The sequence below is a fragment of the Paenibacillus sp. FSL H7-689 genome (assembly GCF_000517905.1).
Taxonomy (GTDB): Bacteria; Bacillota; Bacilli; order Paenibacillales; family Paenibacillaceae; genus Paenibacillus; species Paenibacillus amylolyticus.
Window position 1 is genome coordinate 74,111 of record NZ_ASPU01000016.1, and the last position, 15,749, is coordinate 89,859.

Below are 15,749 nucleotides of genomic sequence, written 5' to 3' on the forward strand. Positions count from 1 at the left end.
AACCCTTTATTCGATATGTAATATACCTTCGGTTGTTATCAACAGATCAATCCGCAGATCGAGCAGGTCCATCGGGATCTCCTCCTGTAGCTGACCCGGCAACACCATCGCAGCCATCAATGGTTTCTTGCTCGTCATCACACATGTTGCTGCAAGCGTCTCGGCAAAACGATCATAATAACCGCCACCATAACCAATACGCCCGCCATGGAGATCATAACCAAGCCCCGGTACCAATATGAGATCGATATCCGGCCAATCATCAGGCGTCAGGACCTCACAGGAATCCTTGGGTTCCGGTATCCCCCATATGCCTGGCTCCAGATCTTGTTCTCCGGTCACCCGCCGTAGTTCCATTCGAGGTGGATTCGCCAACACTTTTGGTGCAAACATCACATCTCCATGATTCCAGCCCTCTTGAAACAGAAAAGCTGTGGACGCTTCGCTTCCATAGGACAAATAACTGAATATGACGAGTGGTTTGTTCACAACCTTGCTCTTGGCCTGTCTAAGGCGCTCCAGCTCCCTCTTCACTCCAGCGTTAATCTTAGTCATTGCCTGCTGATGCATGCTTGCATCCATCAGATCACGGCTCTGTCTCAGTCTGGATCGAAGCTGACTTTTCAGTTCCGCATGATCCTGCATATCCTTGAATAACCTCCTGTTGATAGGGAAGGTAGAAAAAAGCTCTCATTAAAAACAATTTATATGTTATGACCAGTTGTCATCTTGTTGAAATGGTTAAAATGATTCATTTTCTGCAAAATCCTCATGTAATAACATGCCTTCTTTCAGTTTATCATTGATTGATCAAAAAGACTACATGCCCCATGCGTTCCCAATCGGTGCAATTGCTCTGTATTTCATGTAAACTGGGATATAGTTGTCATATCAAGAACTGGACCTATGGAGGAACTTAATTTTATGCTGCTGCAAGTATCCGGAATTATCAAACGTTTTGGTGTCGATCCAATCCTGGACGGCGTGAACTTACAAATATTAGAACGCGAGCGCATCGGCCTCGTTGGTGTAAACGGTGCAGGGAAATCCACTTTGCTCAAAATTGTAGCCGGTGAAATGTCCTATGACGGAGGACAGATTTTCAAGTCCAAAGAAACGACGCTCGGTTACCTCGCTCAGAACAGCGGGCTGCAATCCGACCGTAACATCTGGGAAGAAATGATGAACGTATTCGCTCACCTGACACAAGCTGAAGCAGATTTGCGTCAGATGGAACGTGATATTGCCGACCCTGCCCAGATGGAAGATGAGAAAAAGTACGCGGACCTGCTGGAACGTTATGCGAAACGCTCCGACTGGTTCAAGGACCATGGCGGTTATGAGATGGAAACCCGCATTCGCAGCGTACTGCACGGGATGGGATTCGGCGAATTTTCGCCAGACACTCCCATTGCTACTCTGAGCGGCGGGCAAAAGACACGCCTTGCGCTTGCTCGTATTTTGCTTCAGGCACCCGATCTGCTCATGCTGGACGAGCCTACCAACTATCTCGATATCGCCACCCTCACTTGGTTGGAAGATTATCTGAGAGGTTATTCAGGCGCACTGCTCGTGGTATCCCATGACCGGTACTTCCTTGATCGACTTGTAACAACCATCGTTGAGATCGAACGTCACCGCTCCAAAAAATATACGGGCAATTACAGCCGTTATATGGAGCTCAAAGCTGCCGAATATGAAACTCAGATGAAGCAATATGAGAAACAGCAAGGCGAAATCTCCAAGATGGAAGATTTTGTTCAGAAAAACATTGTACGTGCTTCGACGACCAAACGGGCGCAAAGCCGGCGCAAAGCCCTCGACAAAATGGAGCGGCTTGATAAACCGATGGGAGATTTGAAAAAAGCCCATTTTTCCTTCGAAACCGCCGTTATGTCAGGCAAGGAAGTGCTTCGAGTGGATCAGCTGTCTGTCGCTTATGACGAGGCTTCTCCATTATTCCGCAATGTATCCTTCGATCTGCGGCGTGGGGAAACGGTTGCTTTGATTGGACCGAACGGTATTGGTAAATCCACCATGCTGAAGTGTCTTACAGGAAGTTTACGTCCGGTAACCGGAGAGATCCAATGGGGAACAAAAGTGCAGATCGGCTATTACGATCAGGAACAGACTGGGCTCAATCCATCCAACACGGTTCTGGAAGAACTGTGGAGTGCCTATCCCGGGATGGAAGAAGCACGCATTCGGACCGTACTGGGGAACTTTTTGTTCAGCGGTGACGATGTGCTCAAGAAAATCTCCTCCCTCAGCGGCGGTGAGAAGGCACGTGTGTCTCTCTCCAAGCTGATGCTGAAGGAAGCCAACATGCTCATTCTGGATGAGCCTACGAACCATCTCGACCTGTTTGCCAAAGAAGTGCTGGAAGCGGCATTAATGGATTATGAAGGCACCCTGCTGTTCATCTCCCATGACCGGTACTTCCTCAACAAAATGGCTGAACGCATTGTTGAACTTCATCCAGGCGGCACAGAGCAATATCTCGGTAATTACGATGATTATGTGGAGAAAAAACAGGAGCTTGAGGACATCGCACGTGAAGCTGCTGAGGCACGTCAGGCTTCGTCCAAGAACTCGTCCAAATCCGATCTGAACACAGCCACAACCGAAAAATCCGGAGCGGCTTCATTCGAAGCGGAAAAACAGGCGAAGCGTGAAGAGCGCAACCGACAACGCAAGCAGGAAGCTCTGGAACAACAGATTGCGGAGTTGGAAACAAAGATTACCGAACTTGAGGCACAGATGGCTCTGCCTGAAATCTATCAGGATTATATGAAGCTGCAAGAACTCCAGCAACAATCGGAGGAACACAAAGCAGAACTCACCAAAGCATACGAGGACTGGGAAGAACTAGCTATGGAATAGTACGAATAGTACAGACTCAGCCCATGGCTTAATCGCGTCATACAATTATAGTAGTACCACCGGCTGATTCCTTATTGGGATCAGCTTTTTGTTTGTTGAGGATGCGTATTGAAGCTAAGCACCCTATCTTCTTTATGTTCCTTGAGATTGAACTCTAACATACGGAGGTTAGGGGAGCTGTTTTGACTTTTGTCAAATTTACTCGAATGAAGAGAAATATTTTTATCCCCCTGTCCCTTACACTTATCCACAAGAAAGCAAGATAGCAAGCACATTAATAAGCTTAATTATACAGCGGTAGAATAGCCTTTTGCACACAAAAACCATATTTATCCACCAAGTTATCCACTTTATCCACAACTTTGTGGATAGTAAGGAGTCATTCTATCCCCTAAACCCTTTTCGTTTCGAAAACTATGCTGGTTTGGCTTTGGGATAGTTACCCACAAATTACACTGGATATGTGGATAACTATAATAACACCTTGACAAATGCATCATTCCACTCCTCAATGTACCTCCATAATAAGACAAAAGCAGACCTTTGTCGTTCAAGGCCTGCCCGTCATTTATTTACTATATGCCATGCATATTTACAACGAATTGCAATTGCTACTATTGCCGCTGTAGATGCGATCTGGAAAAAGATGTTTTACGCATGTGCTTCTTGTTCATGATGTTCGGAAGACTCGGCCTTCAGCCCAGCAGCATTACAAGCCGCTACATAAGCCAAACCGGCAGCCATGACGATATCATTATGTGTTGCTGTTCCCCGGAACTCACGTCCTGCACGCTCCACGGTAACTACAGCTTCTGCACTTGCACCCTCTCCACCACTCAAGGCATGCATCTCCATATCTACAAATGCAATATCATCGGAAATGCTCTGACCAATCGCACGGATGGTTGCATCCACGGGTCCACCGCCAACAGCGGAGTAAGATTGTTCTCCAGCGCTTGTGCGAATGCGAACGGCGGCCATTCGATCCGTCATGCTGCCCGCCGTCACCTGCAATTCAACCAGTTCATAGTCCTGTGCAGGAATATTCATGGTCTGGCTAACCATCTGTAATAACTGATCGTCACTGACCACTTTTTGCTGGTCTGCGGTTTCTTTGAACACCTCATACAATTGCTCCATCTGTTGCTCATCCGGCTCAAAACCGTATTTGCGAACCCGATCCTTCAGGGCGTGACGACCGGAGTGTTTGCCCAAAATAATCATGCTGCGCGGAATACCCAGCGCTTCCGGGTCCATAATTTCATAGGTGCTCCGATTCTTCAGCAGACCATCCTGATGGATGCCGGATTCATGCTGGAATGCATTACGTCCCACCACTGGTTTGTTGTACGCAATCGGGAAGTGCATCGCACGGCTAATCTGACGTGAAGTCTCATACAGCTGATTCAGCTTAATGTTCGTCGTTGCACCAATTGCGTCTCCCCGAGTCTCCAGCGCCATAATCAGCTCTTCCAGTGCACAGTTCCCTGTCCGTTCTCCGATACCATTAATGGTCACTTCAATCTGAGAAGCACCATTGGCAATCGCAGCCAAGCTATTGGCTACGGCCAGGCCCAGATCATTGTGACAGTGAGCACTATAACGAACCTGATCGCCACCTCTTGCACCCTCACGCACCCGTCGGAACATCTCGCCATACTCATGTGGCAGGGCATATCCGACCGTATCCGGCAGATTAATAATGGTCGCTCCAGCTTCAATGGCGACTTCAACCATTTCAATCAGATCGTCCATCTTGGTACGGGCAGCGTCCATCGCTGTGAACTCTACGATGTCCGTGAACTGGCGTGCATAAGATACCATCTCACGAGCGGTAGCCACCACTTCACTGCGCGGACGGCGTAGTTGATGCTCAATATGAATATCCGAAGAAGAGATAAACAGGTGAATTCGGCGACGTGCTGCATCCGCTGTTGCTTGAACTGCTGCATCGATATCACCTTTGACCGCACGCGCGAATCCACAGATCTCCACGTTCTGCAACTGTCTCGAAATCGCCTGAACCGCCGCGAACTCACCTGGACTGGAGATCGGGAATCCAGGCTCAATGACATCGATACCCAGAGAAGCCAGTTGGTGTGCCAGTTCAATCTTTTGCTCGGGCTGCAGACTTGCTCCCGGTGCCTGTTCTCCATCACGCAGCGTTGTATCAAAAATCTCAATCATGCGTTTGTTATTAGTTGTTGTCATATCCATCAACCTCCATCAAATTTTTATAAATATTTTCGTTACGATCCACGTGCCACAGAACACCCGCTGATCGCATTCACTGTTGTTATATATTTTGTTTGTAAACGTGTATGTTGTTTGTAGCTTAGTCCTTGGTGATCACTAATACCTGTTGAATGTTTAGTGCCTATACTTGTTGTTCAATGTTCATTACTCGTTCGTTGTATATCCTGCTTACCTTCATGACAGAGTGTACGTCGACTTACACCCTGATCCTCTGACTTTTCAATCTCCATATGGTTCTTCCCATGCCCACCCTGCTGCCGGCAGCAAACACAAATAACCCGCCATCTCATATAAGAGACGGCGGGTTATTATCCCCTCCGCGGTACCACTCTCGCTTGATGGGCCAGGCTTGCGCCGGACTCCATCCACCTCGTCGTCTCCGATCCGCTGGATGTACGTACACGCACGACACCACTGGAATTCGGAGAAACACCCTATAACGGGGGTTAACCGTTGCTGTGTAACACATGTTGTTGTCCATCAGGACAACTGGGCGATTGATATCATCCCCAAGCTTCCACAGCTCCGTTCCCGGGCGAGATTCGAATGATTCCAGCCACTGCGTCGCACCACCCCGCAGCTCTCTGAGCGCTTTATCGTTCTACTGCTCCCGTTCATCACATTTATAATATGACCTAACTTCATTCAGCCTTATTTTGAAAATCAAAAAAACCTGCCACCTCATGCAATAATGCAAGAGACGACAGGCTGTTCACCTTCGCGGTACCACTCTTGTTGACTTCCTTCCTGTTCATTCAAGACAACCCCTGAATGCTTTCGCATATCCGGATCACTTAAAGCAGCCTGAAAGCCCCCTCAGTTATCGTCAGTTGATCCTTGTAATAACGGTCCTACCGACAACGGCCCATTCACGGAGGCAACCCGTAACCATGTACTTTGGGCCATGATCGGCCTTCGGATTCTCCCGGGGAGTCACCGTGTTCCATCGTTCCGCTTCCAGGTGAGTTTCAGGTTTCCTTCGACTGCGTTGCACCATACCGCAGCTCTCTAAGACCGGGAATGACCTTACTATTCCTGTTCATCGCGTTTATCAGTTCAGGAATCTGAATTCCTGTTTAAATTTGTAACTAAATATACATTCTTTACATCCCTGCTGTCAACTCTTAATCTCAAACTGCCTGTTTATATAAACTATAAGTGCGTGTTCAAAAAGATCGGTTTTCAGTACCGAGAAGATGGGATGAAGCTAGAAATGGAGTAGCGGAGCGTAGTCAAAACTACGTGAGCAACGGACATTTCGGCTGAATCCCATATTCGATGCTGATGATGCCGCTAGGCATCATTCGTAATCAAAAGCGGGCTTTTTGAACAACCTCTATAAGGACTGAACGGACCATTCCTCCAGAGAAAGTCCCGGATCTGCCTTCGCATCAAATTCAGCAATTTCTCCCCGCTGCCATTTCAGATACGCAGCCGCTCCAATCATGGCCGCATTATCTGTACAATACTCCATTGGCGGGATCAACAGTTCAAGCCCTTCCTTCGTGCATCGCTCCTGTAATGCCGAGCGTAACCCCCGGTTAGCTGCAACACCACCGCATAATAACAGTTGACGTGAACCATATTCACGAACTGCTCTTACCGCTTTCTCCACCAACACTTCAACAACAGCTTCCTGGAAACCACGCGCAACCGCAGACGGCTCCAAGGTTTCTCCGCGCATTTTGGCCTGGTTGAGCACATTCAGTACAGCAGACTTCAGACCACTGAGACTGAAATCGTACGAACCTGCTTCCAGCCATACCCGTGGTAATGGCACTACATCCTCCGCTTCAGACGCCATCCGGTCCACATGCGGGCCTCCCGGATAAGGACAACCCAGTGCACGTGCTACTTTGTCATACGCTTCGCCTACGGCATCATCACGTGTACGACCAATCAGTTTGAACTTACCCTCGGATTCCATATGCACGAGTTCTGTATGTCCACCAGATACGACCAGTGCCATCGCTGGATATTGCAGTTCATGAGTAAGTCGGTTGGCATAGATATGCCCGGCAATATGATGTGTGCCAATGAGCGGTTTGCCCAGTGCCATCGCCATCGTTTTAGCCGCAACGATACCCACCAGCAGTGCTCCGACCAGCCCCGGACCTTGCGTCACGGCGATTGCACTTAGATCACGCGGACGAATGCCGGACTGTTCGATCGCCTGTTCCAGCATCAACGTAATAACTTCAACGTGTTTGCGTGAAGCCACTTCAGGTACAACACCACCAAATGCCTTATGGGTCTCGATCTGACTTGAGATCAGATTGGACAGCACTTCCCGTCCATCTTTGACTACTGCTACCGATGTTTCATCACAGCTTGTCTCCACCGCCAAAATGTAGGATGGTGCAGAATTTATTTTTTCATTAAGTTCGTTCATGAATCCAGTACGCTTCCTTCCTCTTCGCCGCTCCGGCCTGCAGACGGCAAGTTCGCCCACATAATCATCGCATCTTCCCCATTATCGGAGTAATATCCTTTACGAAGACCCGCCGATTCAAACCCTTTTTTCTGATATAAACGCTGAGCAATGCTGTTCGAGACTCTGACCTCCAGCGTCATTCGTTCCATCCCGAGATAAGCCGCTGTGCTCATTAATTCATCCAGTAACTTTTCACCAAGCTTGCGTCCACGATACGCGCCTCTGACTGCAATATTGGTAATATGGGCTTCATCCATGATTGTCCACATACCTGCATAGCCAATGGCCTTTCCATCTAATTCCATCACCATATATTTAGCAAAATGATTGTGTGTCAATTCATTTTGAAATGCTTCTTCCGTCCAGGGCAGGGTAAAGGCCTCATGTTCAATCTCCATCACATCGGGAATATCCGCGAGTGTCATGAACCTGAACTGAAGCGTTGTTTCCTGCTTATTATTCGCCACATTGTCCATCTGCTTCCCCTCCCCCTTCAGCCTTTGCGCAGCAGATTGGCTTCCGCTTCAGACAGCTGGGTGTAGTTCGGCACCAGCGCATGCACGTCATCACGCTGACCTGCAAGCAGCGCGGCGGCGCCAAGGCGCCCAACCCAGCGGCCTTCCAGCTCATAAGGTACGAGCTGGAGCGCCGTTCCTGCGGGGCAGCGAAGCTCCGCCGCTGCCGCAGCATGAGGGCCCGTCTCGCCGACGATCCAGACGGCTACGGGCCGCTCTTCCGGCGCCGCCTCCGCCATGCGGGCGGCGAGGGCTTCCAGCCATCCGTCCATCTTGCGGATGGCATCAGGCGCCAGACGCCGGGGCGCATCGCTCCCGGCGGAGGCAAACAGCGCGGTGCACGCTTGACCGCGCCGTGCATCCACAAGCGGAACGATCCAGTGGACAGGGGCAGCACCTGTGCTGCCCTGGTCCGCGGATGGCGTTCCGCCAGCCCCTGCTGCGGCATCCTCTGCCGCAGCTTCCGCCTTGGCGGCAAGGCCGCTGTGCCAGCCGCCCCAGGCGATGGCCTGAAGGCTGGACACCCCGGCTACGGGGATGTCCCACGCCCAGGCCAGTGTCTTCGCCGCGGTCACCGCAATGCGGATGCCCGTGTACGAGCCTGGGCCAACGCCAACGGCAATGCCGTCAAGTTGCCCAGGCTGTGTGTTGCTGGCGGCCAGCAGCTGCTCCATCACCGGTACGACGTGTACCGAATGGTTACGCTCAGCCCGTTCATTGCGTTCTTCCAGAAGCGCATGATCTTCCATCATCGCAGCTGCCATCACTGCGGTGGATGTATCCAACGCCAAAAACCGCTGACGCGGCTCTTTTTGTAAATCTTCCATCATCATTTGACCCCATTCTGTCTGAACTGTCGGCACATGGCTGCATAAGTCTCGCCGTACCCATCCAGTGTAATCGTTCGATCCTCCAGGCCCGTTGTTTCAATCTGCACATGCAAATGCTCTTGCGGCAGCAATTCGGGAATGATACTCGACCACTCCACCAGACTGACTCCGGCTCCATAGAAATATTCATCAAGTCCAAGCTCATCCGCTTCTTCCAGCGATATGCGATATACATCCATGTGATATAAAGGCAGACGCCCTTCGTACTCCTTGATTAGTGTGAATGTGGGACTGCTTACCACATCACGTACACCCAAATGCCAGGCAAATTTCTGTGAAAATGCCGTTTTTCCCGCGCCCAGATCACCATCCAAAGCAATCACCATGCCGGTGTTTGCCTGTCTGGCGAGTGCGGAAGCAAGTGCTTCTGTATCTGCAATGCCATGGGATTGATACACCCACTGCTCGTGCGTCTGATTCAATATTCGCCCCACCTTTGGCGGTCCAGCCGCCTGAGTTCACTTTGAACCTTATTATATCGGTCCCTTTCTTCCCCCGCAACATCCAAGGAGGCAAGCGGAAATATAACATGCATTATTAGGCGTGTCTCAAAACTTGCTTCCTTCGCAGTTTCAGACACCTACTAGGAAAAACCAAAAAACCGGCACCTCTCGGTACCGGACGTGTTATGCATATATTTCAGCTTTTATTCATTCTCGAATGCCTCAATAACGATATGCTCTTGTATCTACTCCTCCAAGCGATCCACACGAACCGTCTGGGTATTTCCCGGTCTGCTGCCCACCTGAACGGTTGCCATGCCATTGGCTTCATCCACGTTCTCGATCCAGACTGGATCTCCCTCCAGCGTAACGGCAATGGTATCCTTCGAATCATAGATCGCTTTGGCGCGCTTTGCATCCATCATCTTATTCATACTCCCCTTCCGGATCATCATGTGATTCTCGAACCATGCTATCTGTTGTACTTTCACCAATATAACCGTTATCTTCCGTAACTTGTCCCCCGCCTAACCCTTCATTCACCATCCGGTCAATGTCGAGCATGAACGACTCCCGATCAAGGGGCAATTCTTCCGAAGTGACCGCTTCCCAGTTTACAGCTGTAGCAGGTGTATAGAATTCTTCAGCACTTTCGGCTTTGGCAAGAGGATACGGAGAAAATGCATGCTTGTGTGCTTCTTCCTCATCACGTCTGTTCTTCAATATTGCACCTCCCGGCATATGTGCTGCGAGAATAACTACTTTACTTATCCCATGCTCTTCTTCCTGTTGGAATCCCAAGCATGTTTCTGTTATCATCCCCGAGTCTCGCCGAACCATACGAATTCGTTCGTCTACAAGACGATTATCCCTCGCGCCAGATGCCCATACTATTAAATATAAATCCGTGTTCAAAAAGACCGGTTTTCAGTACAGAGAAGATGGAATTTTTGAACAACCTTTTGAAAGGAGCCGATCTATGCATACCGTCTGGAAAGGTGCAATCAGTTTTGGCCTTGTGCATGTCCCTGTCAAAATGTTCTCGGCTACCGAAGACAAAGACATCTCCATGCGCTATATCCATAAAGTCTGCGGTAGCCCGCTCGCTTATGTTCGTCAATGTCCATCCTGTGAAGTGGATGTGAAGTGGGAAGAGATCACCAAGGGCTATGAATATGAAAAAGGAAAGTTTGTACTTTTCGAGAAAGATGAATTAGAAGCGTTAAATGATTCCACCGGCAAAACCATTACCATACTGGATTTTGTCGACTTGACTGAGATTGATCCGATCTATTTTCAGAAAACATATTACCTTTCGCCCGATCAGGCTGGGGGAAATGCCTACCAGCTGTTGATGAACGCGATGCGGGATACCGGCAAAATTGGCATCGCCAAAATCTCTATTCGCTCGAAGAGCAGTCTGGCTGCCATACGCGTGCTGGAAGATTGCCTCTCCATGGAGACGATTTTCTATCCGGACGAGATTCGTCCTGTCTCCCAGGTGCCCAACTTGCCGGAAGTGCAGAACGTGAATGAAAAGGAACTCACGATGGCAAAGTTACTGATTGATCAATTGTCCACACCTTTTGAACCTGGTAAATACACCGATGACTATCGCAGCAAACTGCTGGATCTAATCCAGCACAAAGTGGCAGGCGAAGAAATCAAGATTGCTCCAGCCAAACCTGAAGCTAATGTGATGGATTTGATGGCTGCCTTGCAGGCAAGTATCGAGGCCGTGAAGCCCATTCCGGCTGACCCTGGGACAACAACGGCAAAGCCTAAGAAACGTGCACCGCGAAAAACGTCTGCTCAAGCGGTTGCCGGAGGAGAATCCGATACACCTGCTGCACCAGCCAAAAGAAAAAAGGCGACACCCAAACCAAAAGTTTGAATGTCGCCTAGGAAAGAACGATTCCGTTATATGCGTATGTAATGCGTTCAACTCAAGTCCGGCTTTACAGTCGGATTTTTTTGTTTTACAGAACTATTGAAGCAGTTCTTGTCAATAAAACTACAGTTATAATTGCAAAATACAATTGACGAAAGCTGATTTATATTTTATATTAACTTATGAAAAGTAACTTATTTATGAATATACAGTCATCCTGTAATTCTACTTCAACAGAATGCAATTAAATAATCCGTTTTCAACGCATATACACAATCAAACGAGAACCCATATTATCTATTATCAGGAGGAAACCATTATGAATACTACGTATCAAATCCCTGCCACAACCCATCTGGGTGAAGTGAGTCTCCGAATTATGAACCTAGACCGTTCAATTAAGTTCTATACCGAAGTAGTTGGATTAAAATTACTGGAGCGTAGTGGCAAAGTGGCCACGTTGACAGCCGACGGAAAACAGTCCCTGCTGCGATTGGAAGAGCTCACGGATGGAATTACCCTGCCGGAACGCTCACACGCTGGCTTGTATCATTTCGCCATCCTGCTGCCTGACCGCAAGTCCCTGGGTCTTGCTCTTCGTAATCTGGCTGCATCCGGTATCGATATCGGCCAAGGCGATCACTTGGTCAGCGAAGCCTTCTATATCTCCGATCCCGATCAGAACGGGATTGAGATCTATGCCGACCGTGCACGTGATACCTGGAAACGGGATAGTGACAATAACTACGTGATGGCAAGTGATCCTGTTGATGTGGAAAGCCTGTTTGCCATCTCGGAGAATGAACCTTGGCAGGGTCTGCCTGCTGGCACCGTTATTGGTCATGTACATTTCCACGTCCGCAGCCTGGAAGAAGCACGCAACTATTACACCGGCATACTCGGTTTTGATATCGTGGGTAACTTCGCCAACATGTCAGCACTATTTGTATCCGCAGGCGGCTATCATCATCATCTGGGACTTAATATCTGGGCGGGAGTGAACGCACCTGTTAATCCAGATAACGCTACAGGAATTGACTACTTCACCATTGTGTACGCCACACAGGAACAATTGGATCAGGCACTTGAGCAATTGCGTCAATCCGGTGCAGTCGTTACCCAAGTGGAGGGTACCTGGTTTACGGTAGACCCACAAAATATTCGTATACGTCTGACAACTGCGAACTGATTTTGTTTAGGCGTTACAATATGTTTGCTTAACCTCATTTTAATAAGCCCGGGTAACTGATTTCTCTACATCACAGAGAGATCAGTTACCCGGGCTTTTTGAGTTGGCTTTTATAAAACTGGCACAATTGGTGCATTCTAACCAATACATAGACAAGATATGTTAAGGAGATACCTCATGATCGAAAAGGGACGTTTGACTGTTAGACAGCTCGCTTCACTCATGTTCCTGTGCACAATTGGGGAGCAGATTCTGGTCTTCCCTTCCATGATCACATCCTACGCTCATCAGGATGCCTGGTTATCAGCCTTATTGGGAGTCGCAGGGGGCTTGGGAATACTCTTCATTATGCTAGTTGCCTACAAACTGCATCCCCGGTTGAATCTGATTCAAAATGCTCTTCGAACACTGGGACCCTGGATCGGAACCTTGTTTGGCTCTTTTTATCTCTTTTATTTCCTGATCAGTACCTCAACGTTCATTAGGGAGATTGGCGATTTTATGTCTACTCAGATCTTGCCGGAATCTCCATTACTGATTCTGCATTTGGTTTTTATGTGTGCGCTTGTCTGGGGGCTTCTGTCGGGTCTGGAGAGCATTGGTAAAACTGCTGAGGTCTTTCTTCCTCTGATCGTGTTGTTTCTGCTTATTCTGACGGTGTGTCTAATCCCCCATGTACGTTTGGCCAACATCCAACCTGTGCTGGCACAAGGATTTCTCGATCCATTCAAAGGTTTTGTTGCTGTACTCACCTATCCCTACTGTGAGCTATGCATCTTCATGATGTTTTTTCCCTACACAAAAAAAGAGCCACATCTGGAGAAGGACATTCTGCTAGCAGGGATGATTGGCGGATTGTTACTCACACTGACGCTAAGTATGTGTCTGCTCGTTATGGGACCATGGATGACCCAGCATCACTGGTTCGCTTCATTCAACCTTTCACAGAAGATCAATATCGGAAACTTTATGCAACGCATCGAAGCTTTCATAGCATCGGTCTGGATTATCGCTGTTTTCTTCAAAGCCGCTCTGTTCTTCTACGGTTTTGTCCTGGGCGTCGCTCATCTGTTTCGCTTGTCCAGTCACCGTTCTCTGATCCTGCCGGGTGCCACACTTATTCTCGCCATGTCTATTCTAATCTCTCCAAACGAGAACTTTTATCTCAAGGTCGTTATTCCCTATTGGATTGATTGGGATCTGACCTGTGGTATAGCACTTCCATTACTGCTCATTCTGGTGCATCATATGAAGTCCCGCTTCAAAAAATATAGTAAAATTCCGAATTAACCTGAGCTAATTGGTGTACGAGAGAGGAGTTCCCCATGTTCAAACCGTTGATTCCGTTCGAACCCATCTCCAGAGATACTTTGCCCACAGGTCCGCAATGGATTGCCCAGGTCAAGTGGGATGGAGTCCGCATGCTTGCCTATGAGGACGGGCATGAGCTGCGCCTTGTGAATCGCAGATTACATGATCGAACCGCACAGTATCCCGAGCTGGTAACACCACGCAATTTATGTTCAGGCTCCTCTTACATCTTGGATGGAGAAGTTATTGCGCTGGACCCGGACACAGGAAAACCTTCGTTTTATCACGTTCTGCGACGGGATCGGATGAGCAGACCCGAAGGTATCGCCCAAGCCATACATCAGATCCCGGTCACATATATGGTATTTGATATCCTGCTCTATGAGGGGAAATGGGTGACGGATCAGCCTTTGGCAGATCGACAGCGCCTGTTGCACGAGGTTCTTAACACCGCTCCCCATGTTCAGGAGGTTACCAATACACTTGATGCCCCTTCCCTGCTTACGGTCATGAGACAACATCAGATGGAAGGCATTGTCTGCAAAGATCTCACCAGCAGTTATGGCATACAGGGCAAGGACCAGCGCTGGCAGAAGGTCAAAATCATGCATGACGTATATGCCATGATCGGGGGAGTCACGTACCGGAGCGGTATTGTGAATGCCGTCGCCGTCGGTGTATATGATGGGCCTGATTTTGTCTATATTGGTCATGTCGGGACTGGCAAATTGAACTCCAATACGTGGCGGGAACTCACACATCAAGTCGAGCCTCTGATCAGGCAAGACAGACCGTTCCATAATGTACCCGAGCGCAGTGCAGAGACCACCTGGGTGGAACCGCGAATAGGAGTCAAAGTGCAATATATGGAGCTGACTCATCATCACACTCTACGCCATCCCAGTATCCAGACCTTCGCGGATGTAACCCGTGAGGATTGCCTGGCGAACCAGCTTCTTCCATGATGAAGAGTTCGCTGCACTCGTGTTTCGGCCCATGTTTCAATAATTCATTAAGCATATAGGAGGTGTTCCATATGGCCCCCAAGATCCAGGGAACCATCATAATAGAAGGCACAGAGCTGACGGTCACCAACCCGGGCAAGCTCTTATGGCCGGAAGCGGGTGTTACCAAAGCCATCTATCTGCAAAAGCTGGCCGCTCTGGCTCCTTATCTGCTCACGTATACGAGCAATCGACTTCTCACCACGATAAGGTATCCCCACGGCGCTGGAGGAACATTTTTCTATCAAAAGAATGCCCCTGAGCCTGTCCCGGATTATGTGCACACTGAAGTTCACGACGGCATCCGCTATGTGGTCATGAATGGACTTCCCGAATTGTTATGGCTTGGCAATCTGGCTGCACTTGAATTTCATCCTTCTCTGCATACTGTGGGAAGCCATCTGCCCAGTGAATGGATGATTGATCTGGACCCCTCTCAGGAACATGAACCCCGGATCATGCAAGCTGCACTCATCGTTGGCGAAACCCTGACTTCCCTTGGTCTGAGGTCCATTCCCAAAACTTCGGGCGCAACAGGAGTTCAGATCATCATTCCCATTGTGCAAGGGGTAACTTTTGATGAATTGAGAGAGGTTGGTTATTTTGTAGGCAAATATGTCACTCAAAAGCACCCGGATCTGTTCACACTGGAACGACTTAAAAAGGACCGTGGAGACCGCATTTATTTTGACTATCTCCAGCATTATGGAGGCAAGACCCTTGCCGCTCCCTATACACCACGTGCCAAATCCGGCGCCACTGTCTCTACACCCCTTACTTGGGATGAGGTTAGAAGCAACGTCTCCATCCAGGATTACCATCTGATGAACATTATTGAACGCTTGAACCAAACCGGTGATTTAATCGCAGCTGTTGAACCCCAACCGGTAGAGCTCATTCTCAAACATTTGAAGAAAAAATAGCCGACTCCCT

At 48.8% G+C, this 15,749-nt stretch carries 14 protein-coding genes and 1 other annotated feature; of the genes, 6 read left to right on the forward strand and 8 right to left on the reverse strand.

From position 1 onward, the window contains the following. Positions 1-6 precede the first annotated feature (6 nt). Complete coding sequence (locus C170_RS15365; RefSeq protein WP_036611266.1) at positions 7-645, reverse strand: 5-formyltetrahydrofolate cyclo-ligase; 639 nt, start codon at positions 643-645, stop codon at positions 7-9. Between the two features lie 279 nt (positions 646-924). Between C170_RS15365 and C170_RS15370 the strand changes: the two genes are divergently transcribed. Continuing rightward, entirely contained in the window at positions 925-2,883 is a 1,959-nt protein-coding gene (locus tag C170_RS15370) for an ABC-F family ATP-binding cassette domain-containing protein (RefSeq protein WP_036611268.1), read from the forward strand. A 651-nt stretch (positions 2,884-3,534) separates the two neighbouring features. On the opposite strand, the gene C170_RS15375 is transcribed toward C170_RS15370, so the two are convergent. The 7 genes from C170_RS15375 to C170_RS15405 all read right to left on the reverse strand — a co-directional run bounded on the left by C170_RS15375 (position 3,535) and on the right by C170_RS15405 (position 10,144). Beyond that, the gene (locus C170_RS15375; protein ID WP_036611270.1) at positions 3,535-5,094 is read right to left on the reverse strand and encodes a 2-isopropylmalate synthase; all 1,560 of its coding nucleotides are present in this window, start codon (positions 5,092-5,094) and stop codon (positions 3,535-3,537) included. A gap of 335 nt (positions 5,095-5,429) precedes the next feature. Further along, positions 5,430-5,766 (reverse strand) — a binding site (T-box leader). Positions 5,767-6,475: 709 nt separating this feature from the next. Beyond that, complete coding sequence (tsaD, locus tag C170_RS15380) at positions 6,476-7,531, reverse strand: tRNA (adenosine(37)-N6)-threonylcarbamoyltransferase complex transferase subunit TsaD (protein ID WP_036611272.1); 1,056 nt, start codon at positions 7,529-7,531, stop codon at positions 6,476-6,478. Next, a complete protein-coding gene (rimI, locus tag C170_RS15385) occupies positions 7,528-8,049 on the reverse strand; it encodes a ribosomal protein S18-alanine N-acetyltransferase (protein WP_036611273.1) in 522 nt (173 codons plus the stop codon). The genes tsaD and rimI overlap by 4 nt, the downstream gene beginning before the upstream one ends. A 17-nt stretch (positions 8,050-8,066) precedes the next feature. Next, positions 8,067-8,915: a tRNA (adenosine(37)-N6)-threonylcarbamoyltransferase complex dimerization subunit type 1 TsaB gene (gene tsaB / locus C170_RS15390; protein ID WP_036611559.1), complete on the reverse strand. Its 849-nt coding sequence runs from the start codon at positions 8,913-8,915 to the stop codon at positions 8,067-8,069. Between the two features lie 2 nt (positions 8,916-8,917). Beyond that, positions 8,918-9,400, reverse strand: coding sequence for a tRNA (adenosine(37)-N6)-threonylcarbamoyltransferase complex ATPase subunit type 1 TsaE (tsaE, locus tag C170_RS15395; RefSeq protein ID WP_036611276.1), 483 nt, complete (start codon positions 9,398-9,400; stop codon positions 8,918-8,920). Positions 9,401-9,666: 266 nt separating this feature from the next. Beyond that, on the reverse strand, positions 9,667-9,843 hold the full coding sequence (locus tag C170_RS15400) for an H-type small acid-soluble spore protein (RefSeq protein WP_026081228.1): 177 nt from the start codon (positions 9,841-9,843) through the stop codon (positions 9,667-9,669). 4 nt (positions 9,844-9,847) lie between these two features. Beyond that, positions 9,848-10,144: a hypothetical protein gene (locus C170_RS15405; protein WP_076209630.1), complete on the reverse strand. Its 297-nt coding sequence runs from the start codon at positions 10,142-10,144 to the stop codon at positions 9,848-9,850. 256 nt (positions 10,145-10,400) lie between these two features. Here C170_RS15405 and ku point away from each other — a divergent pair, with 256 nt between their 5' ends. The 5 genes from ku (at position 10,401) to ligD (ending at position 15,739) form a co-directional block, all read left to right on the forward strand. Further along, a complete protein-coding gene (ku, locus tag C170_RS15410) occupies positions 10,401-11,315 on the forward strand; it encodes a non-homologous end joining protein Ku (RefSeq protein ID WP_036611281.1) in 915 nt (304 codons plus the stop codon). 316 nt (positions 11,316-11,631) lie between these two features. Further along, entirely contained in the window at positions 11,632-12,501 is an 870-nt protein-coding gene (locus C170_RS15415) for a VOC family protein (protein WP_036611283.1), read from the forward strand. Positions 12,502-12,678: 177 nt separating this feature from the next. Beyond that, positions 12,679-13,791, forward strand: a complete 1,113-nt coding sequence (locus tag C170_RS15420; RefSeq protein ID WP_036611285.1) for a GerAB/ArcD/ProY family transporter — start codon at positions 12,679-12,681, stop codon at positions 13,789-13,791. A gap of 35 nt (positions 13,792-13,826) precedes the next feature. After that, on the forward strand, positions 13,827-14,777 hold the full coding sequence (locus C170_RS15425) for an ATP-dependent DNA ligase (protein WP_036611286.1): 951 nt from the start codon (positions 13,827-13,829) through the stop codon (positions 14,775-14,777). A gap of 71 nt (positions 14,778-14,848) precedes the next feature. Next, positions 14,849-15,739 carry a non-homologous end-joining DNA ligase gene (ligD, locus tag C170_RS15430; protein ID WP_036611288.1) on the forward strand — a complete coding sequence of 297 codons (891 nt, stop codon included), beginning with the start codon at positions 14,849-14,851 and terminating at the stop codon, positions 15,737-15,739. Positions 15,740-15,749: the final 10 nt, after the last annotated feature.